This is a genomic window from Streptomyces sp. NPDC051677 (assembly GCF_044453465.1).
In the GTDB taxonomy this organism is placed as follows: Bacteria; Actinomycetota; Actinomycetes; order Streptomycetales; family Streptomycetaceae; genus Streptomyces.
In genome coordinates this window covers 153,891-177,695 of record NZ_JBITCT010000019.1, presented here as the reverse complement: position 1 = coordinate 177,695, position 23,805 = coordinate 153,891, and the positions used below count along the sequence as shown (strand labels likewise).

21 protein-coding genes and 1 pseudogene are annotated in these 23,805 nt (G+C 69.0%); 2 read left to right on the top strand and 20 right to left on the bottom strand.

The window, feature by feature from the left end; all coding sequences use genetic code 11:
• Positions 1 to 166: 166 nt before the first annotated feature.
• Positions 167 to 773, top strand: a pseudogene (locus ACIBAF_RS23705) (LuxR C-terminal-related transcriptional regulator).
• Positions 774 to 916: 143 nt separating this feature from the next.
• Positions 917 to 2,734, top strand: coding sequence for a glycosyl hydrolase family 18 protein (locus ACIBAF_RS23700; protein ID WP_399465441.1), 1,818 nt, complete (start codon positions 917 to 919; stop codon positions 2,732 to 2,734).
• Between the two features lie 28 nt (positions 2,735 to 2,762).
• Here the strand turns inward: ACIBAF_RS23700 and ACIBAF_RS23695 are convergent, their stop codons facing one another.
• The 20 genes from ACIBAF_RS23695 to rho form a co-directional block, all read right to left on the bottom strand.
• A complete protein-coding gene (locus ACIBAF_RS23695; RefSeq protein ID WP_399465439.1) occupies positions 2,763 to 3,209 on the bottom strand; it encodes a DUF2550 domain-containing protein in 447 nt (148 codons plus the stop codon).
• Positions 3,210 to 3,348: 139 nt separating this feature from the next.
• Positions 3,349 to 3,723 carry a F0F1 ATP synthase subunit epsilon gene (locus ACIBAF_RS23690; protein ID WP_079659511.1) on the bottom strand — a complete coding sequence of 125 codons (375 nt, stop codon included), beginning with the start codon at positions 3,721 to 3,723 and terminating at the stop codon, positions 3,349 to 3,351.
• A 112-nt stretch (positions 3,724 to 3,835) separates the two neighbouring features.
• Complete coding sequence (gene atpD / locus ACIBAF_RS23685; protein ID WP_399465437.1) at positions 3,836 to 5,272, bottom strand: F0F1 ATP synthase subunit beta; 1,437 nt, start codon at positions 5,270 to 5,272, stop codon at positions 3,836 to 3,838.
• Entirely contained in the window at positions 5,272 to 6,189 is a 918-nt protein-coding gene (locus ACIBAF_RS23680) for a F0F1 ATP synthase subunit gamma (protein ID WP_399465435.1), read from the bottom strand. Before ACIBAF_RS23680 ends, atpD begins: the two co-directional genes overlap by 1 nt.
• 21 nt (positions 6,190 to 6,210) lie before the next feature.
• Positions 6,211 to 7,800: a F0F1 ATP synthase subunit alpha gene (gene atpA / locus ACIBAF_RS23675; protein WP_399465433.1), complete on the bottom strand. Its 1,590-nt coding sequence runs from the start codon at positions 7,798 to 7,800 to the stop codon at positions 6,211 to 6,213.
• Positions 7,801 to 7,934: 134 nt separating this feature from the next.
• Entirely contained in the window at positions 7,935 to 8,756 is an 822-nt protein-coding gene (locus ACIBAF_RS23670) for a F0F1 ATP synthase subunit delta (protein WP_399465431.1), read from the bottom strand.
• Entirely contained in the window at positions 8,753 to 9,304 is a 552-nt protein-coding gene (locus tag ACIBAF_RS23665; protein WP_079659516.1) for a F0F1 ATP synthase subunit B, read from the bottom strand. Before ACIBAF_RS23665 ends, ACIBAF_RS23670 begins: the two co-directional genes overlap by 4 nt.
• A 42-nt stretch (positions 9,305 to 9,346) precedes the next feature.
• Positions 9,347 to 9,592, bottom strand: coding sequence for an ATP synthase subunit C (locus ACIBAF_RS23660; protein WP_020131181.1), 246 nt, complete (start codon positions 9,590 to 9,592; stop codon positions 9,347 to 9,349).
• Positions 9,593 to 9,666: 74 nt separating this feature from the next.
• On the bottom strand, positions 9,667 to 10,476 hold the full coding sequence (atpB, locus tag ACIBAF_RS23655; protein ID WP_399465429.1) for a F0F1 ATP synthase subunit A: 810 nt from the start codon (positions 10,474 to 10,476) through the stop codon (positions 9,667 to 9,669).
• 222 nt (positions 10,477 to 10,698) lie between these two features.
• On the bottom strand, positions 10,699 to 11,112 hold the full coding sequence (locus tag ACIBAF_RS23650; protein WP_079659518.1) for a hypothetical protein: 414 nt from the start codon (positions 11,110 to 11,112) through the stop codon (positions 10,699 to 10,701).
• 302 nt (positions 11,113 to 11,414) lie between these two features.
• Positions 11,415 to 12,782 (bottom strand): MraY family glycosyltransferase, encoded by a 1,368-nt coding sequence (locus tag ACIBAF_RS23645; protein ID WP_399465428.1) that lies wholly within the window; start codon positions 12,780 to 12,782, stop codon positions 11,415 to 11,417.
• A gap of 175 nt (positions 12,783 to 12,957) precedes the next feature.
• Positions 12,958 to 14,196, bottom strand: a complete 1,239-nt coding sequence (gene glyA / locus ACIBAF_RS23640) for a serine hydroxymethyltransferase (protein ID WP_399465427.1) — start codon at positions 14,194 to 14,196, stop codon at positions 12,958 to 12,960.
• A 120-nt stretch (positions 14,197 to 14,316) separates the two neighbouring features.
• Complete coding sequence (locus ACIBAF_RS23635; protein WP_399465425.1) at positions 14,317 to 14,994, bottom strand: protein-tyrosine-phosphatase; 678 nt, start codon at positions 14,992 to 14,994, stop codon at positions 14,317 to 14,319.
• Complete coding sequence (locus tag ACIBAF_RS23630; protein WP_399465423.1) at positions 14,991 to 15,638, bottom strand: L-threonylcarbamoyladenylate synthase; 648 nt, start codon at positions 15,636 to 15,638, stop codon at positions 14,991 to 14,993. Before ACIBAF_RS23630 ends, ACIBAF_RS23635 begins: the two co-directional genes overlap by 4 nt.
• Positions 15,639 to 15,691: 53 nt before the next feature.
• Positions 15,692 to 16,537, bottom strand: a complete 846-nt coding sequence (gene prmC / locus ACIBAF_RS23625; protein ID WP_399465421.1) for a peptide chain release factor N(5)-glutamine methyltransferase — start codon at positions 16,535 to 16,537, stop codon at positions 15,692 to 15,694.
• Between the two features lie 45 nt (positions 16,538 to 16,582).
• Positions 16,583 to 17,659: a peptide chain release factor 1 gene (gene prfA, locus ACIBAF_RS23620; RefSeq protein ID WP_079659526.1), complete on the bottom strand. Its 1,077-nt coding sequence runs from the start codon at positions 17,657 to 17,659 to the stop codon at positions 16,583 to 16,585.
• 107 nt (positions 17,660 to 17,766) lie between these two features.
• Complete coding sequence (rpmE, locus tag ACIBAF_RS23615; RefSeq protein WP_079659527.1) at positions 17,767 to 17,991, bottom strand: 50S ribosomal protein L31; 225 nt, start codon at positions 17,989 to 17,991, stop codon at positions 17,767 to 17,769.
• A 151-nt stretch (positions 17,992 to 18,142) separates the two neighbouring features.
• On the bottom strand, positions 18,143 to 19,279 hold the full coding sequence (locus ACIBAF_RS23610) for an LCP family protein (RefSeq protein ID WP_399465420.1): 1,137 nt from the start codon (positions 19,277 to 19,279) through the stop codon (positions 18,143 to 18,145).
• A gap of 169 nt (positions 19,280 to 19,448) precedes the next feature.
• Entirely contained in the window at positions 19,449 to 21,263 is a 1,815-nt protein-coding gene (locus tag ACIBAF_RS23605) for a trypsin-like serine protease (RefSeq protein WP_399465418.1), read from the bottom strand.
• 143 nt (positions 21,264 to 21,406) lie between these two features.
• Positions 21,407 to 23,431 carry a transcription termination factor Rho gene (gene rho / locus ACIBAF_RS23600; protein ID WP_399465417.1) on the bottom strand — a complete coding sequence of 675 codons (2,025 nt, stop codon included), beginning with the start codon at positions 23,429 to 23,431 and terminating at the stop codon, positions 21,407 to 21,409.
• Between the last annotated feature and the right edge of the window lie 374 nt (positions 23,432 to 23,805).

The following is a 23,805-nucleotide window of genomic DNA, read 5'->3' as shown; positions in this document are numbered from 1 at the left end:
TCACCCGTGCGAGTGACCACACCCCGCCGGCCACAAGCCACCCGCCCCAAACCCCTCGACCCGACGCCACCACCCGACCCTGGCCGCCCCCGGCATCCCGGACGGCGACGCCGGATCGCCCTGGCGGCGATCCGGGCTACCCCTGCCCCGCTCCGCGGGACCGGGCATTCACCCCGGCCCCGAAGGACCGGGCACCCCGCCCGAAAGCCAGGTGGTCGGCGAGGCGGCGGACGGGGAGCAGGCGGTGGCGCTGGCCCGGGAGCTGCGGCCCGACGTGGTGTTGATGGACGTTCAGATGCCCCGGCTCGACGGGGTGTCGGCGACCCGGAAGGTCGTCGAGGAGGGCCTCGCCGACGTCCTGGTGCTGACCACCTTCGACCTGGACGCTTATGTGTTCGGGGCACCCCCAGCGGGCGGGCGCGGCCGGGTTCCTGCTGAAGAACACGGAGGCGCGGGACCTGTTGGCGGCGGTGCGCACGGTGGCGGGCGGGGAAGGGTTGATCGCCCCGGCCGTGACCCGCCGGCTGATCGCCGAGTTCGCCGCGAAGCCGGTCCGGGAGCCGAGGGCCGACCCCGCTGTCCTCGACACGCTCACCCGGCGCGAGCGCGAGGTGCTGGCCTGTCTCGGTGAGGGGCTGTCCAACGCGAGGATCGCCGCGCGGCTGGACATGGCGGAGGCGACGGTGAAGACGCACGTCAGCCGACTGCTGGGGAAGCTGGAGCTGCGAAGCCGGGTGCAAGCGGCGGTGCTGGCACAGGAGTTGGGGATCTAGGGCGGTCCGGTTACGGCTCGACGGGCGCAGCCGACGAGAGTGGTCCAGACCTATTGACCCGTGGTCCAGACCTTTCTATTCTCGCGGCACCGTGGGCGTGAAGGCTCAGTCGCGCCCCCCGACTCCCCCCGAGGAGGCGCAGGATGCGCTTCAGACACAGAGCCGCGGCAGGGTTCGCGACGCTGTTGCTCCCGTTGGCCGGACTGGTCGGCCTCGCGAGCCCCGCCCAGGCCGCGAGCACCGCCACCGCCACCTACACCAAGGCCTCGGACTGGGGCACCGGCTTCGAGGGCAGGTGGACGGTGAAGAACACCGGTACCACCGCCATCAGTTCATGGACCGTCGAATGGGACTTCCCCTCCGGCACGTCCGTCACCTCCGCCTGGGACGCCGACGTCACGTCCGCCGGCACGCACTGGACCGCCAAGAACAAGTCCTACAACGGATCCATCGCCCCCGGCGCCACCGTCTCCTTCGGCTTCAACGGCGCGGGTTCCGGCTCCCCGTCCAACTGCAAGCTGAACGGCGACAGTTGCGACGGCACGACGGTCCCCGGCGACGCCTCCCCCACGGCCCCCGGCACCCCCACCGCCTCGGCCGTCACCGACACCTCGGTGAAACTGACCTGGTCCGCCGCCACCGACGACAAGGGCGTCAAGAACTACGACGTCCTGCGCGACGGCGCCAAGGTCGCCACCGTCACGACGACCTCCTACAGCGACACCGGCCTCACCGCCGGCACCGACTACTCCTACACCGTGCGGGCCCGTGACACCGCCGACCAGACCGGCCCGGCCAGCGGCGCGGTCGCGGTCCACACCACGGGCGGCACCACTCCCCCGACCACCGGAAACAAGGTGAAACTCGGTTACTTCACCGAGTGGGGCATCTACGGCCGCAACTACAACGTCAAGAACCTGGTGACGTCGGGCTCGGCCGCGAAGATCACGCACATCAACTACGCGTTCGGCAATGTCACGGGCGGCCAGTGCGCGATCGGCGACTCCTACGCCGACTACGACAAGGCGTTCACCGCCGACCAGTCCGTCAGCGGCGTCGCCGACACCTGGGACCAGCCGCTGCGCGGCAACTTCAACCAGCTGCGCCAGCTGAAGGCCAAGTACCCGAACATCAAGGTGCTGTGGTCCTTCGGCGGCTGGACCTGGTCCGGCGGCTTCGCCCAGGCCGCCGCCAACCCGGCCGCGTTCGCGCAGTCCTGCTACAACCTGGTCGAAGACCCGCGCTGGGCCGACGTCTTCGACGGCATCGACATCGACTGGGAGTACCCCAACGCCTGCGGCCTGTCCTGCGACACCTCCGGCGCGGCGGCCTTCAAGAACCTGATGTCCGCGCTGCGCGCCAAGTTCGGCACGGGCAACCTGGTCACCGCGGCCACCACCGCCGACGGCTCCTCCGGCGGCAAGATCGACGCCGCCGACTACGCGGGCGCGGCGCAGTACGTCAACTGGTACAACGTGATGACGTACGACTTCTTCGGCGCATGGGCCGCCCAGGGCCCGACGGCCCCGCACTCCCCGCTCACCTCGTACAGCGGCATCCCGACGGCCGGGTTCACCACGGCCGACGCGATGGCCAAGTTCAAGGCGAAGGGCGTCCCCGCGAACAAGCTGCTCATCGGCATCGGCTTCTATGGCCGCGGCTGGACCGGCGTCACCCAGGACGCCCCCGGCGGCACGGCCACGGGCCCGGCTGCGGGCACCTACGAGCAGGGCATCGAGGACTACAAGGTCCTCAAGACGTCCTGCCCGGCCACCGGCGCCATCGCCGGCACGGCCTACGCGCACTGCGGCAGCAACTGGTGGTCCTACGACACGCCGGCCACCATCGCCGGCAAGATGACCTGGGCCAAGAACCAGGGCCTGGGCGGCGCGTTCTTCTGGGAGTTCAGCGGTGACACCGCGGGCGGCGAGCTGGTGAGCGCCATCAGCAACAACCTGTAGGACCGCCACCCGCTAAGCCGCTAAGCCGCTAAGCGACGTTGACGCGCTGTCCGGGTGGGGCTGCCTCCAGCCACGCGAGAAACCCGGTCAGCGCGTCTTCGCTCATGGCGAGTTCGAGGCGCGTGCCCCGATGCAGACAGACCAGGACGACGGCGTCGGACAGCAGCGCCAGCTCCTCCTCGCCCTCGGGAAGACGACGGCCGGCCACCTCGATCGAGCCGCGCTCCAGGGTCCGGCGCGGGCGGTAGGCGTAGGAGAAGACGCGGTACCACTCGATGCGGTCGCCGTTGTAGCGGGCGACGCCGTAGCTCCAGCCTTTTCCGCTGGTGTCCGGTTTCTCGGGTACGTCCCAGCGCAGGGAACAGTCGAAGGTGCCGCCGGAACGCTGGATGAGTCTGCGCCGCAGCCCGAAGACGAACAGCCCCAGCACCCCCAGGGCCACGACGATTCCGCACACAGTCAGAGCGAGGACCATCGACACCGACCTCCTCGTCTCCTAGGTACCGAAAATAGGTAACGGAACGGAAAAAACATCCAGATCTGCCTCAGCCGCGGTCGGCTCCGGATTGCTCCGGAGCCGACCGCGGCTGAGTGACGTCATGCAGGCTCGCGGGTCAGCGCGTCGCCGCCGCACGCAGTCGTACGTCCGCGCGGCGCTCGGCGGCGGCGTCGCCCTCCGCCTTCGCGCGCTCGAGTTCGCGCTCCACGCGCTGGACGTCGATCTCGTCCGACAGCTCGGCGATCTCGGCCAGCAGCGACAGCTTGTTGTCCGCGAACGAGATGAAACCGCCGTGCACCGCGGCGACGACCGTTCCACCATCACTCGTACGGATGGTCACCGGGCCCGACTCCAGCACACCGAGCAGCGGCTGGTGACCGGGCATGACGCCGATGTCGCCGGACGTGGTGCGCGCGACGACCAGGGTGGCCTCGCCGGACCAGACCTCTCGGTCGGCCGCAACCAGCGCGACGTGCAGCTCAGCAGCCAAGGTGGCTCCTCGGGTCACCACCCGGCGGGTCTTGCCGGGTGTTGGTTACAAGTCTAAGGGGCGTGAGTGAGGGGGCGGGACGCGCCCGCCCCCTCACCAGAACTCAGGGAGTTCAGGAGACGCCCAGCTCCTTGGCGTTGGCCTTCAGGTCCTCGATACCGCCACAGAGGAAGAACGCCTGCTCGGGGAAGTGGTCGTACTCGCCGTCGATGATCGCGTTGAACGCGGTGATCGACTCGTCCAGCGGGACGTCCGACCCGTCGACGCCGGTGAACTGCTTGGCGACGTGGGTGTTCTGGGACAGGAAGCGCTCCACACGACGGGCGCGGTGGACGGTGAGCTTGTCCTCCTCGCCCAGCTCGTCGATGCCGAGGATCGCGATGATGTCCTGGAGGTCCTTGTACTTCTGCAGCACCGTCTTGACGCGCATCGCGGTGTTGTAGTGGTCCGCCGCGATGTACCGCGGGTCCAGGATGCGGGACGTGGAGTCCAGCGGGTCCACGGCCGGGTAGATGCCCTTCTCCGAGATCGGACGGGAGAGCACCGTCGTCGCGTCGAGGTGGGCGAACGTGGTGGCCGGGGCCGGGTCGGTCAGGTCGTCCGCGGGGACGTAGATCGCCTGCATCGAGGTGATCGAGTGACCACGGGTCGAGGTGATGCGCTCCTGGAGGAGACCCATCTCGTCGGCCAGGTTCGGCTGGTAACCCACCGCGGAGGGCATACGGCCGAGCAGGGTCGAGACCTCGGAACCGGCCTGCGTGAAGCGGAAGATGTTGTCGATGAAGAACAGCACGTCCTGCTTCTGCACATCGCGGAAGTACTCCGCCATGGTCAGACCGGCCAGGGCCACGCGCAGACGGGTGCCCGGGGGCTCGTCCATCTGACCGAAGACCAGGGCGGTCTTGTCGATGACGCCCGAGTCGGCCATCTCCTCGATGAGGTCGTTGCCCTCACGGGTGCGCTCACCGACGCCGGCGAACACGGAGACACCGTCGTGGTTGTTGGCGACGCGGTAGATCATCTCCTGGATGAGCACCGTCTTGCCGACGCCGGCACCGCCGAACAGACCGATCTTGCCGCCCTTGACGTACGGGGTCAGCAGGTCGATGACCTTGACGCCGGTCTCGAACATCTCGGTCTTCGACTCGAGCTCGTCGAAGTTGGGGGCCTTGCGGTGGATGGACCAGCGCTCGCCCTCGTAGGTCTCGTCGACGTTCAGCACCTCACCGAGGGTGTTGAACACCTTGCCCTTGGTGAAGTCGCCGACGGGGACGGTGATGCCCGTGCCCGTGTCGGTGACGGCGGCCTGGCGGACCAGACCGTCGGTGGGCTGCATGGAGATGGTGCGGACCAGGCCGTCACCCAGGTGCTGGGCGACCTCCAGGGTCAGCGTCTTCTTCTCGCCTTCGTTCGCCGGGTCGGCGACCTCGACGTGAAGGGCGTTGTAGATCTCCGGCATGGCGTCGACGGGGAATTCCACGTCGACGACCGGGCCGATGACCCGGGCGACGCGGCCCGTGGCAACGGCCGTCTCAACTGTCGTCGTCATTACCTGTCACTCCCCGCGGTCGCGTCGGCCAGGGCTGCGGAGCCACCGACGATCTCGCTGATTTCCTGGGTGATTTCGGCCTGGCGGGCCGCGTTGGCAAGGCGGGAGAGCGTCTCGATGAGCTCTCCTGCGTTGTCGGTCGCCGACTTCATCGCGCGCCGCGTGGCGGCGTGCTTCGAAGCTGCCGACTGGAGGAGAGCGTTGTAGACGCGGCTCTCCACATAGCGCGGCAGAAGGGCGTCGAGGACGTCCTCCGCCGAGGGCTCGAAGTCGTACAGCGGAAGGATCTCGCCCTTCGGCGTCGACTCCTCGGCAACCTCGTCGAGGCTGAGCGGCAGCAGACGGTCGTCGAGCGCCGTCTGCGTCATCATCGAGACGAACTCGGTGAAGACGATGTGGATCTCGTCCACGCCGCCGTCCGCCGTGTCCTTCTCGATGGCCTCGATCAGAGGGGCCGCGACCTTCTTGGCGTCCGCGTACGACGGCTCGTCCGTGAAGCCCGACCACGACTGGGCGACCGTGCGCTCACGGAAGTTGTAGTGCGCGAGACCACGCCGGCCGACGATGTACGTGTCGACCTGCCTGCCCTCGGCCTCGAGGCGCGCCGTCAGCTGCTCCGCGGCCTTGATGGCGTTGGAGTTGAAGGCGCCGGCGAGACCACGGTCGCTCGTCAGGAGCAGCACCGCGGACCGCGTGACCGTCTCGGCCTGCGTGGTCAGCGGGTGCTTCGTGTTCGAGCCGGTACCGACCGCCGTGACCGCGCGGGTGAGCTCGGTCGCGTACGGCGTGGAGGCCGCCACCTTGCGCTGCGCCTTGACGACGCGCGAGGCGGCGATCATCTCCATCGCCTTGGTGATCTTCTTGGTCGCGGTGACGGATCGGATGCGACGCTTGTAGACCCGGAGCTGGGCTCCCATGAGTCAGGTCCCTTCCTTACGTCACTTGGCCGCGGCCGGGGCGTCCTCGCCGAGAAGCTTGCCGTCCGAGGTCTCGAACTGCTTCTTGAACTCGGCGATCGCGTCGGCGACAGCGATGAGGGTGTCGTCCGACATCTTCGCGCCCTCCTTGATGGAGGTCATGAGGCCCTGCTCCTTGCGGTGCAGGTACTCCAGCAGCTCCGTCTCGAAGCGGCGGATGTCGGCGACCGGAACGTCGTCCATCTTGCCGGTGGTGCCGGCCCACACGGAGACGACCTGGTCCTCGGTCCGCATCGGCTGGTACTGAGGCTGCTTGAGCAGCTCGACCAGTCGCTGGCCACGCTCCAGCTGGGACTTCGACGCGGCGTCCAGGTCGGAACCGAAGGCGGCGAAGGCCTCCAGCTCACGGTACTGGGCGAGGTCGAGGCGGAGCCGGCCGGACACCTGGCGCATCGCCTTGTGCTGGGCGGAGCCGCCGACGCGGGAGACCGAGATGCCGACGTTCAGGGCCGGACGCTGGCCGGCGTTGAACAGGTCGGACTCCAGGAAGCACTGGCCGTCGGTGATGGAGATGACGTTGGTCGGGATGAACGCCGAGACGTCGTTGGCCTTCGTCTCGACGATCGGCAGACCGGTCATCGAGCCGGCGCCCAGGTCGTCGGAGAGCTTCGCGCAGCGCTCCAGCAGACGGGAGTGCAGGTAGAAGACGTCACCCGGGTAGGCCTCACGGCCCGGCGGGCGGCGCAGCAGCAGCGACACGGCGCGGTAGGCGTCGGCCTGCTTCGAGAGGTCGTCGAAGATGATGAGGACGTGCTTGCCCTCGTACATCCACTGCTGACCGATGGCCGAACCGGTGTACGGCGCCAGGTACTTGAAGCCGGCCGGGTCGGACGCCGGGGCGGCGACGATGGTCGTGTACTCCAGCGCGCCGGCCTCTTCGAGGGCGCCCCGCACGGAGGCGATGGTCGAGCCCTTCTGGCCGATGGCGACGTAGACGCAGCGGACCTGCTTCTTCACGTCACCGGAGCGCCAGTTGTCACGCTGGTTGATGATCGTGTCGACGGCCAGGGCGGTCTTGCCGGTCTGGCGGTCACCGATGATCAGCTGACGCTGACCACGGCCGATCGGGGTCATCGCGTCGACGGCCTTGTAGCCGGTCTCCATCGGCTCGTGCACCGACTTACGGGCCATGACGCCGGGAGCCTGCAGCTCCAGGGCACGGCGGCCGGACGTCTCGATCTCGCCGAGGCCGTCGATCGGGTTGCCGAGCGGGTCGACGACGCGGCCGAGGTAGCCCTCGCCCACCGCGACCGACAGGACCTCGCCGGTACGGGTGACCGGCTGGCCTTCCTCGATGCCGTTGAACTCACCGAGGACGACCGCGCCGATCTCGCGCTCTTCCAGGTTGAGCGCGAGGCCGAGGGTGCCGTCCTCGAACTTCAGCAGTTCGTTGGCCATGGCCGAGGGCAGGCCCTCGACCTTCGCGATGCCGTCGCCGGCAAGGGTGACCGTACCGACCTCCTCGCGCGAGGCCGCGTCCGGCTTGTACGACTGGACAAAGTTCTCCAGCGCGTCCCGGATCTCCTCCGGCCGGATCGTGAGCTCCGCCATCTGGGTTCCCTGCTCTCCTTGTTGGGCCCGAAGTTTCACTTTGGGGGGATGGGGACTCCCCCCTGAAAGAGGTGAATCCTCTGCACGGCCCAACCAGGGCCGCCATCAGTTCGTACTGCGGTCTTGAGTTGCTGCTAGCTCGCCATGCGGCGGCCGGCGTCCTCGATGCGGTCCGCGAGGGAGCCGTTGATCACCTCGTCGCCGACCTGCACCCGGATCCCGCCGAGGACCGCGGGGTCCACGTCGAGGTTGAGGTGCATCGAGCGGCCGTAGAGCTTCGCGAGGGCCGCGCCGAGGCGCTGCTTCTGCGGGTCGCTCAGCGGTACCGCCGAGGTGACGACGGCGACCATGCGGTCCCGGCGCTCCGCGGCGAGCTTGGACAGGGACTCGAGGCCCGCTTCCAGGCTACGTCCCCGGGGTGCGGTCACGAGGCGCGTCACCAGTCGCTCGGTGGCCGCGTCGGCCCGGCCGCCGAGCAGGCTGCGCAGCAGCTCGCTCTTGGCCGAGACGGTGGCCTTCCGGTCGGTCAGTGCGGCGCGCAGCTCGGTGCTGGAGGAGACGATCCGCCCGAAGCGGAACAGCTCGTCCTCGACGTCGTCGAGCGTGCCGGCCTGCTGTGCGGCGGTGAGGTCGGCGATGTTCGCCAGCTCCTCCAGCACGTCCACCAGGTCGCGGGACTGCGACCAGCGGGAACGCACCGTGCCGGACACCAGGTCGGCGGTGGTGGCGCCGATCTGGGAGCCGAGGAGGCGCTGGACCAGGTCGGCCTTGGCGTCGCCCGCCTGCGCCGGGTCGGTGAGGACCCGACGCAAGCTGACCTCGCGGTCGAGCAGCGCGGTGACGGCCGCCAGCTCGCCGGCCAGCTGCGCCGCGTCCACGGACGTGGAGTCCGTGAGCGCGTCGAGACGCTCACGGGCTGCTGCGAATGCCTCGCGGCTCGCTCCGTGTGCGGTCATCGAGACGCCTCGGCCTTCTCCTCAAGCTCGTCGAGGAAGCGGTCGATGACGCGGCTCTGGCGGGCGTGGTCCTCGAGGGACTCGCCGACGAGCTTGCCGGCCAGTTCGGTGGCGAGCTTGCCGACGTCCTGACGCAGCGCGGACGCGGCGGCCTTGCGGTCGGCCTCGATCTGGCTGTGTCCGGCGGCGACGATCTCCTCGCGCTGGCGCTGGCCTTCCGCACGCATCTCGGTGATGAGCGCGGCGCCCTGCTCCTGCGCCTCCTGGCGCAGTCGCGCGGCCTCGTGACGGGCCTCGGCGAGCTGTGCCTTGTACTGCTCCAGAACGCTCTGCGCCTCGGTCCGAGCAATCTCGGCCTGTTCGATCCCGCCCTCGATGGCGTCGCGGCGCTCTTCCAGAACCTTGTTGATGTTCGGAAGGAGCTTCTTGCCCAGGACGAAGAACACGATCGCGAACGCGATCAGGCCGATGACGAGCTCGGGGATCTCCGGGATTAGAGGATTCTGGGACTCCTCCTCAGCCGCGATTTGCAGCAAGGGCGAGATCACATCAGTTCCTTCCGTGGAATTCTCTCGTCTGCGAAGACCGGATCAGGACGTCGGGTAGACGAAGCCCATGACCAGACCGATCAGGGCGAGCGCCTCACAGAGCACGAAGCCGAGGATCTGGTTCTGGCGGATGAGGCCGGCGGCCTCGGGCTGGCGGGCCAGCGCCTGGGTGCCGTTACCGAAGATGATGCCAACGCCGACGCCGGGGCCGATGGCCGCGAGACCGTAGCCGATGGCAGCGAGGTTGCCCTTGATTTCGACCGCGGCGAGGGTGTCGAGAGCGGACATGCCGTAACTTCCTTCTCTTTACACAGGCCGGTGGGGGTTGGCCACCGGAAGTTCAGGGGATGGTGATCGCGTGCTCAGTGGTGCTCGGCGAGCGCGCCCTGGATGTAGCTGGAGGACAGGAGGATGAAGACGTAGGCCTGGAGGGCCTGGATGAACAGCTCGAAGACCGTCATCACGAGGACCATCAGGAACGAGACCGCCGAGTAGGCGATGCCGATGCCGTTGAGCAGGTACCAGGTTCCGATGGTGAAGATCAGGATCAGCACGTGGCCGGCGAACATGTTGGCGAAGAGCCGGACGGCGTGCGTGAAGGGCCGGATGAACACGTTCGAGAGGAACTCGAAGAACATGACCATCGGGAACACGGGGCCGAGCGAACGGTCGTAGCCGGTGATGTTCTTGAAGCCGCCGATGAAGCCGTGGCGCTTGAACGTGATGCTCATCCACACGATGTAGACGAGCGCGGCGAGACCGGCCGGGAAGGCGATGACCGCGGTGGCCGGGAACTGGGCGACCGGGACGATCGACCAGAGGTTCATGATCCAGATGAAGAAGAACAGCGAGAACATCAGCGGGACGTACTTCTCGCCCTCGCGCTTGCCGATCGTCTCGTAGACGACCCCGCGGCGTACGAAGTCGTAGCCGGCCTCGCCGACCATCTGGAGCTTGCCCGGAACCAGCTTCGGCTTGTTGAAGGCGGCCCAGAAGAATCCGATGACGAGGACGGTGCTCACCAGCGAGAGCAGCATCGGCTTGTTGAATTCGATGCCGCCGACGGTGAAGAGCGGCTCGAACATGAACGAGTGCAGGCCGGGGGTCGGGAAACCGCACCCGTCGAAAATATGACAGTCGGTCTCGAAGGCGAGCGTCTTGGCGTTACTCACCGCGAGCTCCTTCAGCGTGGCGCATGGGTACGGCAACCTCGATGTGTCGGCGCGGCCTGCGACCGCGGGACGGCACTGGACTGGACTTGCGGATAAGGGGGCGGCGACTGGGCTCCGAACCGTGAGACGTCACAGGCACGCTTGCCGCCCGCGCCAGCTCTGCCGCAGTTGTGGCGAGACCATAGCAAAAGAGCGGAAGTCCCTTTACACCGGCCCTACAGGTCACGACGACGTCCGAGCGGAATCCGGCTCGACGTAGAGGATCTTGGCTTTCATGTGCGAGCGCACCTGCGCAGCCATCCACACCAGGGTGGACGCGAGCAGTGTGAAGGCGAAGCATTTCGGGTTGAAGGCCGAGGTCCCCTTGAACGTGATCAGCACGATCATCAGCAGCAGGATCTGGGTGGTGTAGAGCAACAGCCCCATCGACTGGAACAGATGGGGAAGTTGGCGCGCGGTGCGCAGCAGCACCACCAGTCCGCCGCCCATGAACAGCAGAACGAGTACCGCGCCGAGGACGGCGCCGAGCGCTCCCTTGCCGCCGGCAACGGCGGCGCTCACCGCGACTCCCGCCGCACCCGCGAGCGCGGTGGGCAGGGCACAGTGCAGGAGCGTTCGTACGTCGTTGGACTGCATGGCGGCAACTCCGCATTCAAGGGGGGCAGGTGTCGTCATGGACGAGCGTAGTCCCGGCCCGAGGGGCGAGAGACCTCGCGCCACCTCGCTCCGATGGGCCGTCGTACTGCGGCCCTTCGGCTCTATCCGGGGGTTCTCGTGAACCGTATCACAAACTATTTGATGAGGTCTTTACCTGGAAGGTGTGCTCACTGTCACACATGAGAGTGACAGTGCGCGTCTGTGCAGGAACCGGGGGAGGTTGTCTGGTAATGGGGGACTTTGCCCTCTCCCGGTTCTCCCACGAGTTGGCAATGCTCTAGTCAGATTCTTACCTTGGAGCTGCGGCGACCACCGATCGCGGTCGCCCCGTTGACCCTCGCCACACCCACCCCGACCGGCGTCTGCTGCTCCTGCTCTTCCCGCTCGTCTTCCTTCTCTTCCTTCTCTTCCTTCTCCGGCTCCTCCGCGACGGCGGCCGAAGCGACCGCGGACTGCTCCTGCGCGGCGGCCACGGCGGCACGGCGACGCCGGTAACGCGGCGGGACGAAGGCCTCGGCCCAGCGCGGCGCCCGCGGCGTGAAGCGCGGCAGCAGAAGCAGCGCCAGCCCGATCGCACTGAGGAACACCACACCCAGCACGATCCACATGGAAGCCGAGTTGACCGAGTAGGCGAGCGCCCCGAACCCGATCAGCGCCGACCAGAAGTACATGATCAGCACCGCGCGGCTGTGCGAGTGGCCGATCTCCAGCAGTCGGTGGTGCAGATGCCCGCGGTCCGCCGCGAACGGCGACTTGCCGCGCCAGGTGCGGCGCACGATCGCCAGGATCAGGTCGGCGGCCGGGATCGCGATGATGGTCAGCGGCATCAGCAGCGGGATGTAGACCGGCACCATCTGATGGACGGCGTTGCGCTCGGACCCGGAGAACAGCTTCATCACATCGGGGTCGACCTGGCCCGTCACGGAGATCGCGCCCGCGGCCAGCACCAGCCCGATCAGCATCGAGCCCGAGTCGCCCATGAAGATCCGCGCCGGATGCATGTTGTGCGGCAGGAAGCCCAGGCACATGCCCATCAGGATCGCCGCGAACAGCGTCGCCGGGGCGGCGGCCTCGATGCCGTACGAGTACCAGATGCGGTAGGCGTACATGAAGAACGCGGCCGCCGCGATGCACACCATGCCGGCGGCGAGACCGTCGAGGCCGTCCACGAAGTTGACCGCGTTGATGGTGATGACGACGAGCGCCACCGTCAGCAGGGTGCCCTGCCACTGGGTCAGCGCGACCGTGCCGACGGTCGGGATGGGCAGCCACAGGATCGTCAGACCCTGCATCACCATCACGCCCGCGGCGATCATCTGCGCGCCCAGCTTGATCAGGGCGTCGATCTCGAACTTGTCGTCCAGGACGCCGATCAGCCAGATCAGCGCGGCCCCCGAGAGCAGGGCGCGCGGCTCGTTCGACTTCTCGAAGACCTCGTTGAGGTTGGTGAGATGGTCGGCGACCAGCAGACCGGCGCACAGGCCGAAGAACATGGCGATCCCGCCGAGCCGTGGAGTGGGTTCCCGGTGCACGTCACGGGCCCTGATCTGCGGCATCGCTCCGGCCACGATCGCGAACTTCCGTACCGGCCCGGTCAGCAGATACGTCACCGCGGCCGTGATGCAGAGCGTCAGCAGGTATTCACGCACAGGCTTCCCCACAGGTCTCGCTGGCCATCTCAGTCCCACACCCTAGCGATCGACTCCTACACGGCGCATATGTGTGAGGACTTCCGGGTAGTGACGATGGTTTCACGTGAGGCTGTGCGAAGCGGCGTACGGGGGGGTGCGCCCCAGGGTGTGCACGGGGCGCGCCTACCCCGGTTCAGCCGGGATACGGCGGAAACGCCAGGCTCAGCTCGCGGACTTCCTCGCGGGCCTTCTTGCCCTCGATCTCCTCCCGCAGCACCCCCGCCAGCAGCGCCGCGATCCGCGTCATCTCCTGCTCCCCCATGCCCTGCGTGGTCACGGCGGCGGTGCCCAGCCGCAGGCCACGGAGGTGATCGTGCGGCAGAGCGCAGCAGTCCAGCACCATCCCGGCGGCCGCGAGCAGGCCGCGGGCGGCGCGCCCGTCGACTCCGAGGGGCGCCGGGTCGGCGGTGATGAGGTGGGTGTCGGTCCCGCCGGTCGTGACGGCCAGCCCCTCCGCGTCCAGGGCGGCCGCGAGAGCCCTCGCGTTGGCGACCACCTGATGGGCGTACGCCGAGAACGCCGGGGTTGCCGCCTCGCCGAACGCGACCGCCTTCGCGGCGATGGTGTGCATCTGCGCGCCGCCCTGCGTGAACGGGAACACGGCCCGGTCGACCCGTTCGGCGAGCTCGCTCCCGCAGAGGATCATCCCGCCGCGCGGCCCGCGCAGCACCTTGTGCGTGGTGGCGCAGACGATGTCGGCGTACGGCACCGGGCTGGGCGCCGCTCCCCCGGCGACCAGGCCGATGGGGTGGGCGGCGTCGGCGATGAGATAGGCGCCGACCTCGTCGGCCACCTCCCGGAAGAAGGCGTGGTCGAGGTGGCGCGGGTAGGCGATCGAGCCGCACACGATCGCCTTGGGCCGATGGCTGCGGGCCAGCGTCCGCACCTGTTCGTGGTCGATGAGCCCGGTCTCCGCGTCCACCCCGTAGGGCACGAAGTCGAACCAGCGCCCGGAGAAGTTCGCCGGCGAACCGTGCGTGAGATGACCGCCGTAGGGCAGCCCGAGCGCGAGGACGGTGTCGCCGGGCCGCAGCAGCGCCGCGTAGGCGGCCAGCACCGCCGAGGAGCCCGAGTGGGCCTGGACGTTGGCGTGTTCGGCGCCGAACAGCGCCTTGGCACGGTCCACGGCGATGCGCTCGGCGACGTCCACGATCTCGCAGCCGCCGTGGTAGCGGGCCCCCGGATACCCTTCCGCGTACTTGTTGGCGAGGGACGAGCCGAGGGCGGCCAGCACGGCGGGCGAGCTGAAGTTCTCCGCGGCGACCAACTGCAGCGTCGTCGCCTGCCGCTCGCGTTCCCCGAGCAGGATCTCGGCCAGCTCGGGGTCCTGCCGGCGCAGGACATCGGCCTCGGGGACATGGGTGACCGACATATGGCACTCCGGGCGTCGACGGTGACGTACGTCCAATGTAGGCCCGGGGAGAGCGGGGTGCGCGGCTTGTTGCACCCGAGCGGGCGCCCCGGTCGGCGCGGTGGCCCCACCCGCCCCCCGTCAAGCCCTCGCCGGTACCCCCGTCAGCGCCGTCACCACGGGGTCCAGGGCCTGGTGTATCTCGTCGCCGATCGAGCGGAAGAAGGGGAGGGGGGCGCCGTAGGGGTCGTAGACCTCGTCCGCTTCCAGGGTGGGGGCCAGGAGCCACCCGCGTAGCGCGGCCGCCGCGCGGACCAGGGCACGGGCGCGCATCACCACGCCCTCGTCGAGCGGGGGCAGGGTCGCGGGGTCGATGGCGTTCACCAGGCGGGTGAACTCCTTGAGGGTGAAGGTGCGCAGGCCCGCCGAGTGGCCCATGGAGATGACCTGGGCGCGGTGGTCACGAGTCGCCGTCAGGACCAGATCGGCCATGATGACGTGCTCGTCGAGGAGCTCGCGGCCGGTGAACCCGGACGCGTCCGCGCCGAAGTCGGCCAGCACGGTCTCCGCGTTGGCCTCCATCGGCGCGCCCTCGTGGCCCCAGGTGCCCGCGCTCTCCACGATCAGCCCGCCGCCCAGCACCCCGAGCCGCTGCGACACGAAATGCCGGGTCAGCCGCTCGGTGATCGGCGAGCGGCAGACGTTGCCGGTGCTGACGTGGAGGATGCGGAAGGTGTCGCGCGGAAACCCGAACGTCGTCGTCTGTTCCGCGGCACGCTCCCCGTTGCCTATGCCACGCCCCGCGTCAGGGGCTGTCAATTCGCCACCTCGAGGTCGGGTACGACCTTCCGCAGCTCGTCCGCGGAGATCGCGCCCGCACGCAGCAGCAGCGGCACGTCACGGCTGACGTCGACGATCGACGACGGGACGTTGCCGGGGGTGGGGCCGCCGTCGAGGTACACGGAGACGGAGTCGCCGAGCATCTCCTGCGCGTAGTCGCAGTTCTCCGGCGCCGGGTGGCCGGTGAGGTTGGCGGAGGACACCGCCATCGGGCCGACCTCCGTCAGCAGCTCGATGGCGACCGGGTGCAGCGGCATGCGGACGGCGACCGTGCCACGGGTGTCGCCGAGGTCCCACTGCAGGGACGGCTGGTGCTTGGCGACGAGCGTCAGCGCGCCCGGCCAGAACGCGTCGACGAGCTCCCAGGCCAGCTCGGAGAAGTCCGTGACGAGGCCGTGCAGCGTGTTCGGGGAGCCGATGAGGACGGGGGTGGGCATGTTACGGCCCCGGCCCTTGGCGTCCAGGAGGTCGGCGACGGCCTCCGAGGAGAACGCGTCGGCGCCGATGCCGTACACCGTGTCGGTCGGGAGGACCACGAGCTCGCCACGGCGGACGGCGGACGCGGCCTCGCGCAGACCGGTCACGCGGTCGGTCGCGTCGTTGGTGTCGTATCGCCGTGCCATTTAGCGAGCCTCCTCGTACACGTACTGCTGCGGGTCGAACGTATGGGGCGCGCTCACGGCATCGCCCTGCGGGCGGTGGCGAAGCGCGGGCGGTTGTTGAGGTCGGGGTGGTCGGCCGCGTCGGCCCAGCCCCGCTCCTCGGTGAAGATCCACGGCACCTGGCCGCCCTGCGTGTCGGCGTGCTCGATGACGACGACGCCGCCCGGGCGCAGCAGCCGGTGCGCGGTGCGCTCGATGCCGCGGATCAGGTCGAGGCCGTCCTCCCCCGAGAACAGGGCGAGTTCGGGATCGTAGTCGCGGGCCTCCGGCGCCACGTACTCCCACTCCGTGAGCGGGATGTACGGCGGGTTGGAGATGACCAGGTCGACCTGGCCGTCGAGGTCGTGGAAGGCGTCCAGGGCGTTTCCCTGACGCAGGTCGACCCTGGACCCCTCCGTGTTCTTCCGCGTCCAGCGCAGGGCGTCCTCGGACAGCTCCACCGCGTGCACACGGGAGCGCGGGACTTCCTGGGCGAGGGCGAGCGCGATGGCGCCGCTGCCGGTGCACAGGTCGACGATGCGGGGCTCGACGACGTCCATGGCGCGTACGGCGTCTATGGCCCAGCCGACCACGGACTCGGTCTCGGGGCGCGGCACGAAGACGCCGGGCCCGACCTGGAGCTCCAGATACCGGAAGAAGGCCCGCCCGGTGATGTGCTGCAGCGGCTCGCGCTGCTCGCGCCGGGCGATGACCTCCCAGTAGCGGGCGTCGAAGTCGGAGTTCTTCACGGAGTGCAGTTCACCGCGCTTCACACCGTGCACGAACGCGGCGAGCTCCTCCGCGTCGTTGCGCGGCGAGGGCACGCCGGCGTCGGCCAGCCGCTGGGTGGCCTGAGCCACCTCTGCGAGCAGCAGGTTCACGCAAGTCCTCCGTGTCGTACTCGTCGTGCGTACGTCCTACAACGCCTACGCGGCTGCGAGCTTGGCGGCCGAGTCCGCGTCGACGCAGGCCTGGATCACCGCGTCGAGGTCGCCGTCCAGGACCTGGTCCAGGTTGTACGACTTGAAGCCGACCCGGTGGTCCGAGATGCGGTTCTCCGGGAAGTTGTACGTGCGGATCTTCTCGGAGCGGTCGACGGTGCGGACCTGGCTGCGGCGGGCGTCGGCGGCCTCCCGCTCCGCTTCCTCCTGCGCCGCCGCGAGCAGCCTGGAGCGCAGGATACGCATCGCCTGCTCCTTGTTCTGCAGCTGACTCTTCTCGTTCTGACAGGAGGCGACGACTCCGGTCGGAATGTGCGTGATGCGCACGGCGGAGTCGGTCGTGTTGACGGACTGTCCGCCCGGCCCGGAGGACCGGTACACGTCGATGCGGAGGTCGTTCGCGTTGATCTCGACGTCGACCTCCTCGGCCTCGGGGGTGACGAGCACACCGGCGGCGGAGGTGTGGATCCGGCCCTGCGACTCGGTCGCGGGCACCCGCTGCACCCGGTGCACGCCGCCCTCGTACTTGAGCCGCGCCCACACGCCCTGCCCGGGCTCGGTGGCGCCCTGCCCGCCCTTGGTCTTCACGGCGACCTGGACGTCCTTGTAGCCGCCCAGTTCGGACTCGGTGGCGTCGATGATCTCGGTCTTCCAGCCGACGCGCTCGGCGTAGCGGAGATACATGCGCAGCAGGTCCCCCGCGAACAGAGCGGACTCGTCGCCGCCGGCGCCGGCCTTGATCTCGAGAATGACGTCCTTGTCGTCGGACGGGTCCCGGGGCACGAGCAGCAGCCGCAGCTTCTCGGTCAGCTCCTCGCGCTGCTTCTCCAACTCCTTGACCTCGGCGGCGAAGTCGGGGTCGTCGGCGATGAACTCGCGGGCGGTCTCGATGTCGTCGCCGGTCTGCTTCCAGGAGCGGTACGTGCCGACGATGGGGGTCAGCTCGGCGTAGCGCTTGTTCAGCTTGCGCGCGTTGGCCTGGTCGGCGAAGACCGACGGGTCGGCGAGCTTCTTCTCCAGGTCGGCGTGCTCACCGAGCAGTTCCTCGACGGCCTCGAACATGGTGGGCTCCTGATGACGTACGTGGGGGAAGGGCGGGCGACCAAAAACGCCGGTCCCGGTGTGCCCCTGGGCGGGGACACGACCGTGGACCGGCGCATTGGGGCTCGCTACTTCTTGGAGCCTGCGGCGGCCTTGCCGAAGCGGGCCTCGAAGCGGGCCACACGGCCACCGGTGTCGAGGATCTTCTGCTTGCCCGTGTAGAACGGGTGGCACTCGGAGCAGACGTCGGCGCGGATGGCACCGCTCTCGATCGTGCTACGGGTGGTGAACGACGCGCCACAGGTGCAGCTGACCTGCGTCTCGACGTACTCGGGGTGGATGTCGCGCTTCAAGGTGTCTCCTAGTTTCGGGAGGGCGCCGGGTCGCTGCCGCGGGATACGACATACGTGAACCGGAGCCGACGTACCAGTCTGCCAGCACTGGCCGCATCCCCCAAAACCGGGGGGCGGGGGGATCTATTCCCTGAGACGCTCACGGCTGACGTCAGGAGGTCACGACGCCCGCCGCCTCGCCCGTGGCGTTGCCTTCCGTGGCCGTCTTCGGGATGGCCTGGTCGTTCTTGAGAGCCGTCCAGACCTGCTTGGCCTTCGCCTCGGCGACGATGACCCGGTTGGGGTTGGACGGGTCGTACCGGACCGGCATCGTGACCATGTTCATGTTGCCCGAGCTGATGCCCTTGAGGCCGTTCGCGAAGGACATCAGGGACTTCAGCGAGCCGAGGTCGGAGTCGGTCGTGACGGCATTGGTGGCGGTGTCGGCGAGGTCGTACAGCTTGGTGCCGCTGCTGAACAGGCCGATGTGCTTCACCTGGTTGACCAGGGCCTTGATGAACGCCTGCTGCAGCTGGATGCGGCCCAGGTCGGAGCCGTCGCCGACGCCGTGCCGGGTGCGGACCAGGCCGAGGGCCTGCTCGCCGGTCAGCGTGTGCGTGCCCGCCTTGAGGTTCAGATGGCTGTCGGAGTCCTTGATGGCCTTGGTCGTGGTGACCTGGACGCCGCCGAGTTCGTCGATGAGCTTCTCGAAGCCCGAGAAGTCGACCTCCAGGTAGTGGTCCATACGGACGCCGCTGATCGACTCGACCGTCTTCACCGCGCAGGCCGCGCCGCCCGTGGAGTACGCCGAGTTGAACATCACGTCGGATGCGGCGTCGTGGGTGCCGCCCTTGGCGTCGGTGCACGCGGGGCGGTCTATGAGGGTGTCGCGCGGTATGGAGACCACGCTGGCCTGCTTGTGGCCCTCGTACACGTGGATGATCATCGCGGTGTCGGAGCGGGCGCTGCCGTCGTCGGCGCCGCCGCCGAGCTGTTTGTTGGCGCCGGAGCGGGTGTCCGAGCCGAGGACCAGGATGTTCTCGGAGCCGTTGTCGACCTTGGTCGGCCGGTCGGTGCCCAGCGCCTGGTCGATGTCGACGCTCTTGATGTTGCCGTTGAGCTTGAAGTACAGGTAGCCCACGCCCGTGCCGCCCAGCACGACGATGCCCGCGGCCGTCCACGCGGCGATCAGCAGCCCCTTGCGCCTGCCCCGCTCCTTGCGGTGGCGCGGACCGTTGCTGCCGGCCGCCCCGCTCGTTGTGCCGGCCTCACCCGGTATGCCGGGCTCCGGCGTGCTCTCGGCGGACACGTCGCTCCTCTGTTGTCGTGCAACCTCACCATCGTCACTCCGCCAGGTCAGACGGGGAAACTCGGGACAGGGTTGCACAACGCTCCGTGCCCGATCCGCGGCGGACCGGGCACGGAGCGTAATGCGGGTGAGCCGGGAGCACCCCGCTCACCTGCGGTTTCGGCCGGACTCAGCCGAAGATGTCGTACTGCTTGTAGGTCGTCCCGAGTGAGACCCTTGTGGCAAAGATCGCACTCGTGGCCTTTCCGGTGCCCTTGAACAGGTACAGCGTGCCGGCCGGGGTACGGGCCAGGACGTCGGCGAGACCGTCGCCGTTGACGTCCCCGACGGTGGCGATGACGTTGTACGTCGTGTTGGTCCAGGTGGCGACCTTGATACGGGCCGCGAAGGCCGCCGTGGCGGTGCCGTTGCCCTTGTAGAGGAACAGCTCGCCGGTGGTCTTGTTACGGGCGAGCAGGTCCGTCTTGCCGTCGAAGCTGAAGTCGCCGTGACCGCGCACGACGTTGTACTGGTTCCAGCCCGTGCCGTTCTTGACGGGCGCGGCGAAGGTGCCGTTGCCCTTGCCCGGGTAGACCCACAGCGCGCCGGCCGAGTCGACGGCGAGCAGGTCGGGAAGGTAGTCGCCCGTGACGTCGCCGGGGGCGACGATCTGCGTGCGGGTCTTCCAGTTGTCGCCGATCAGCTTGGTGTCCCAGGTCCCGCCGGCGGCCACCCAGTGCTTCCAGAAGACGTCGCCGTCCGAGGCGCGGCGCAGGATCAGGTCCTGGATGCCGTCCCGGTCCAGGTCGGTCTGCACGACGAGGTTGTAGGCGCTCATGTTGCCCCACGAGTCGCCGCCGGCCAGCGAGGCGCCCTTGGAGTACAGCTCACGGCCGGCCTTGCTGGACGCGGTGCGCACCCACAGGTCGGCGAGGTGGTCGTCGTTGAAGTTGGTGTCGTCGACGCGCGGGTAGGCGCTGGCGGCGTACGTGGAGATCTTGCTGAAGACGCTGAACGCGCCGCTGTCCACGCAGTTCTCCACGCCCCAGGAGACGACGCCCACGATCCGGTACTCGCCGGCGGTGTTCTTGACGATCAGCGGGCCGCCGGAGTCGCCGTTGCAGGCGGTGGTGGTGCCCTCGTCGCTGCCGGTGGCGGGCGTGCCCGCGCACACCATGTGGCCCTTGATGTAGTAGCCGGCGGGGAAGGCGGCCGCACAGGTCGTGTTCGACTGGATCGGCAGCTCGGCCGTCTTCAGGGTGTCGGAGATGTCCTGCGAGGCGGAGCTGGTGCGGCCCCAGCCGTACAGCGTGGCCTTGGTGCCGGTCGCGTACGAGGCGCTGTCGGTGTTCGTCGTCATCTTGATCGGCGTGGCCTTGACCGGGGTTTCCAGCGTCAGCACGGCGATGTCGTTGTCGAGGGTCGAGTCGCTGTACGACCAGTGGTTCCACTGCCGTGAGACGAACGTGGCGGTGCCGCCGTGCAGGTCGCCGTCGGCGGACATCAGCTGCGTGCTGCCCGTGACGGCCCAGCCGTGGGCAGCCCAGTTGTAGCCCTTGACGCAGTGCGCGGCGGTCAGGATCTTCGTCGGCGAGATGACGGAGCCGCCGCAGAAGAAGCCGATGTCGTCGCCGGTGGCGTCGGTGCCCCGGTCGTCGGAGTACCAGAGCTGGGCCATCCACGGCGCGGTGGTGATCGTCGTCGTGGTGCCGCCGATGATCTTCGGGCTGACCTTGCCGGCGCTCGTGCTCGCGCTCAGGGCCGCCTTGGACCTCGTCCCCGGAGTTTCGTCGCCGGCGACGGCGAGAGGGGCCCGTTCCTTGAGCTCCGCGGCCGACATCGTCCTGGCGGGCGCGGGCGTCGGCGGCGTCTCCGCGGCCTGGGCCGTCGACAGGAACAGCGCACCGGCGACCGCGGCGGCCAGCCCGGCCGCGGCGACGGGCAGGGCGATCCGTATCCGGCGTCTGTGCCGACCGCCGCTGCCCCCGGACGTGGGTGTACCCACTCGAGTCCCCCCTCGGGATCAAGAAGTTCGTTTCAGGAAGTTCGGGTCAAGATGTTTGAAGAGCGAGATCGTATCCCGCGTGCGAAGAACCGATGAGGGCCGCCCCTGTGCAGGGGCGGCCCTCATGGATGTGGTGCGTGACGTCAGTCGTTGTTGCCCGGCGACGGCGTCGTCTTCTGGATCTGCAGCAGGAACTCGCCGTTCGACTTCGTCTGCTTCATCTTGTCGAGGAGCAGCTCGATCGCCTGCTGCTGGTCGAGCGCGTGCAGCACCCGGCGCAGCTTCCAGACGACGGCGAGCTCGTCGTTGCCGAGCAGGATCTCTTCCTTACGGGTACCGGACGCGTCCACGTCCACCGCGGGGAAGATGCGCTTGTCGGCGAGCTTCCGGTCGAGCTTGAGCTCCATGTTGCCGGTGCCCTTGAACTCCTCGAAGATCACCTCGTCCATGCGGGACCCGGTGTCCACCAGGGCGGTGGCGAGGATGGTCAGCGAGCCGCCGTCCTCGATGTTGCGGGCCGCACCGAAGAAGCGCTTCGGCGGGTACAGGGCGGTCGAGTCGACACCACCGGACAGGATGCGGCCGGAGGCCGGGGCGGCGAGGTTGTACGCACGGCCCAGACGCGTGATCGAGTCGAGCAGCACGACGACGTCGTGGCCCAGCTCCACCAGACGCTTGGCGCGCTCGATGGCGAGCTCGGCGACGGTGGTGTGGTCCTCGGCCGGGCGGTCGAAGGTCGAGGAGATGACCTCGCCCTTCACCGACCGCTGCATGTCGGTGACCTCTTCCGGACGCTCGTCGACCAGGACGACCATCAGGTGGCACTCGGGGTTGTTGTGCGTGATCGCGTTGGCGATCGCCTGCATGATCATGGTCTTGCCGGTCTTCGGCGGGGCCACGATCAGACCGCGCTGGCCCTTGCCGATCGGCGACACGAGGTCGATGATCCGCGTGGTCAGCACGCCCGGGTCCGTCTCCAGACGGAGGCGGTCCTGCGGGTAGAGCGGGGTCAGCTTGTTGAACTCCGGGCGGCCGCGGCCGTGTTCGGGCGCCATGCCGTTGACGGAGTCGAGACGCACCAGCGCGTTGAACTTCTCGCGCCGCTCGCCTTCCTTGGGCTGACGGACCGCGCCGGTGACGTGGTCGCCCTTGCGCAGGCCGTTCTTGCGGACCTGGGCGAGGGAGACGTACACGTCGTTCGGGCCCGGCAGGTAGCCGGAGGTCCGGATGAACGCGTAGTTGTCGAGGATGTCCAGGATGCCCGCGACGGGGATCAGGACGTCGTCGTCGGCGAGCTGCGGCTCGGCGGTGCCGATCTCGTCACGCCCGCGACGGCCACGACGGTCGCGGTAGCGGCCACGACGGCCACGGCGACCGCCCTCGAAGTCGTCGTCGTCCTGCGGACCGGTGTCGCGCTGCTGACGGTCCTGACGACCGCCGCTCTGCTGCTGACCCGGCTGCTGGCCGCCACGCTGCTGCTGGCCGCCCTGCTGGTCGTCGCCCTTGCGACGGTCACCGCGGTCCCCCCGCTCACCACGGTCGCGACCGCGCTCACGGCGGTCGCGGCGGCGGCCCTCGCCGCCGTCTGCGTCGCCCCTGGCGTCGCCCTGCGGCTGCGCCTGGGCCTCGGCCTGCGCCGGGGCGGGCGTCTCGGCCTTCGGGGCGCTCTTCGCCTCGGCGGCGACCGTCTCCGGGCTGCCCGCCTCGGCGGTGGCCCGGCGGCGACGGCGCTCGACCGGAGCATCGTTGCTGGCCGGCTGGCCGGGAATCTCGATCTGCTGCTGGGCCACGGCCTTCTCGGCGGGGGCCTCGGCCGGGGCGGCGTCCGCCTTCTTCTCGGCGGCGGCATCGCCCGTACGGGCCTTGGAGGTGGCGCGGCGCTTGGGCTTGGTCTCGGAGGCGGGGGCCTCGGCCTTCGCCGGGGCGCTGCCGCCTCCGGCCTGCGCCTCCTTGATGACCTCGATCAGCTGGCTCTTGCGCATACGCGCGGTGCCCCTGATGCCGAGGCCGGATGCGACCTGCTGCAGCTCGGCCAGCACCATGCCCTCGAGGCCGGTACCGCGGCGCCGCCGGGAGCCGGCACCGGTGGCAGGCGCGGAGGCGTCCGTGGCGGGCGCGGCAGCGGTCTCCTCGACACGTGCGCCCATCAGATCGGTGGTGTCGCTCACGAAGGGTCCTTCCCTGGAGCGGACGTCGGCCTGTCTGGCTCGGCGACCGGTTGTGCTGTCCGACTTCGGTCCCTCGTGTGGCGAAGCCGGGGCGGTGGTCCGCCAAAGCGGCGGAAGAGAGATTTGCTGGTGATGGCGCTTCCTCGACGAGCCGTGACACTCAGTGTCACGTGGCGTGGTCGCACCGATTCCGGAGCGTGCCCTGTGGACCGCTCAGCGTCGCTGCACGGCGTACTGCCCAGGTACGACGTACGGAACGCAGTGCGGCTTGGGGAGCTCCCGGAAGAATGTCTGTCCCGGACGGGGACACGAAGCACCTCGCCGTGGTGGGGTCGGGTGCAGACTTGAGGTTAACACTACCGGATCCAACAAAC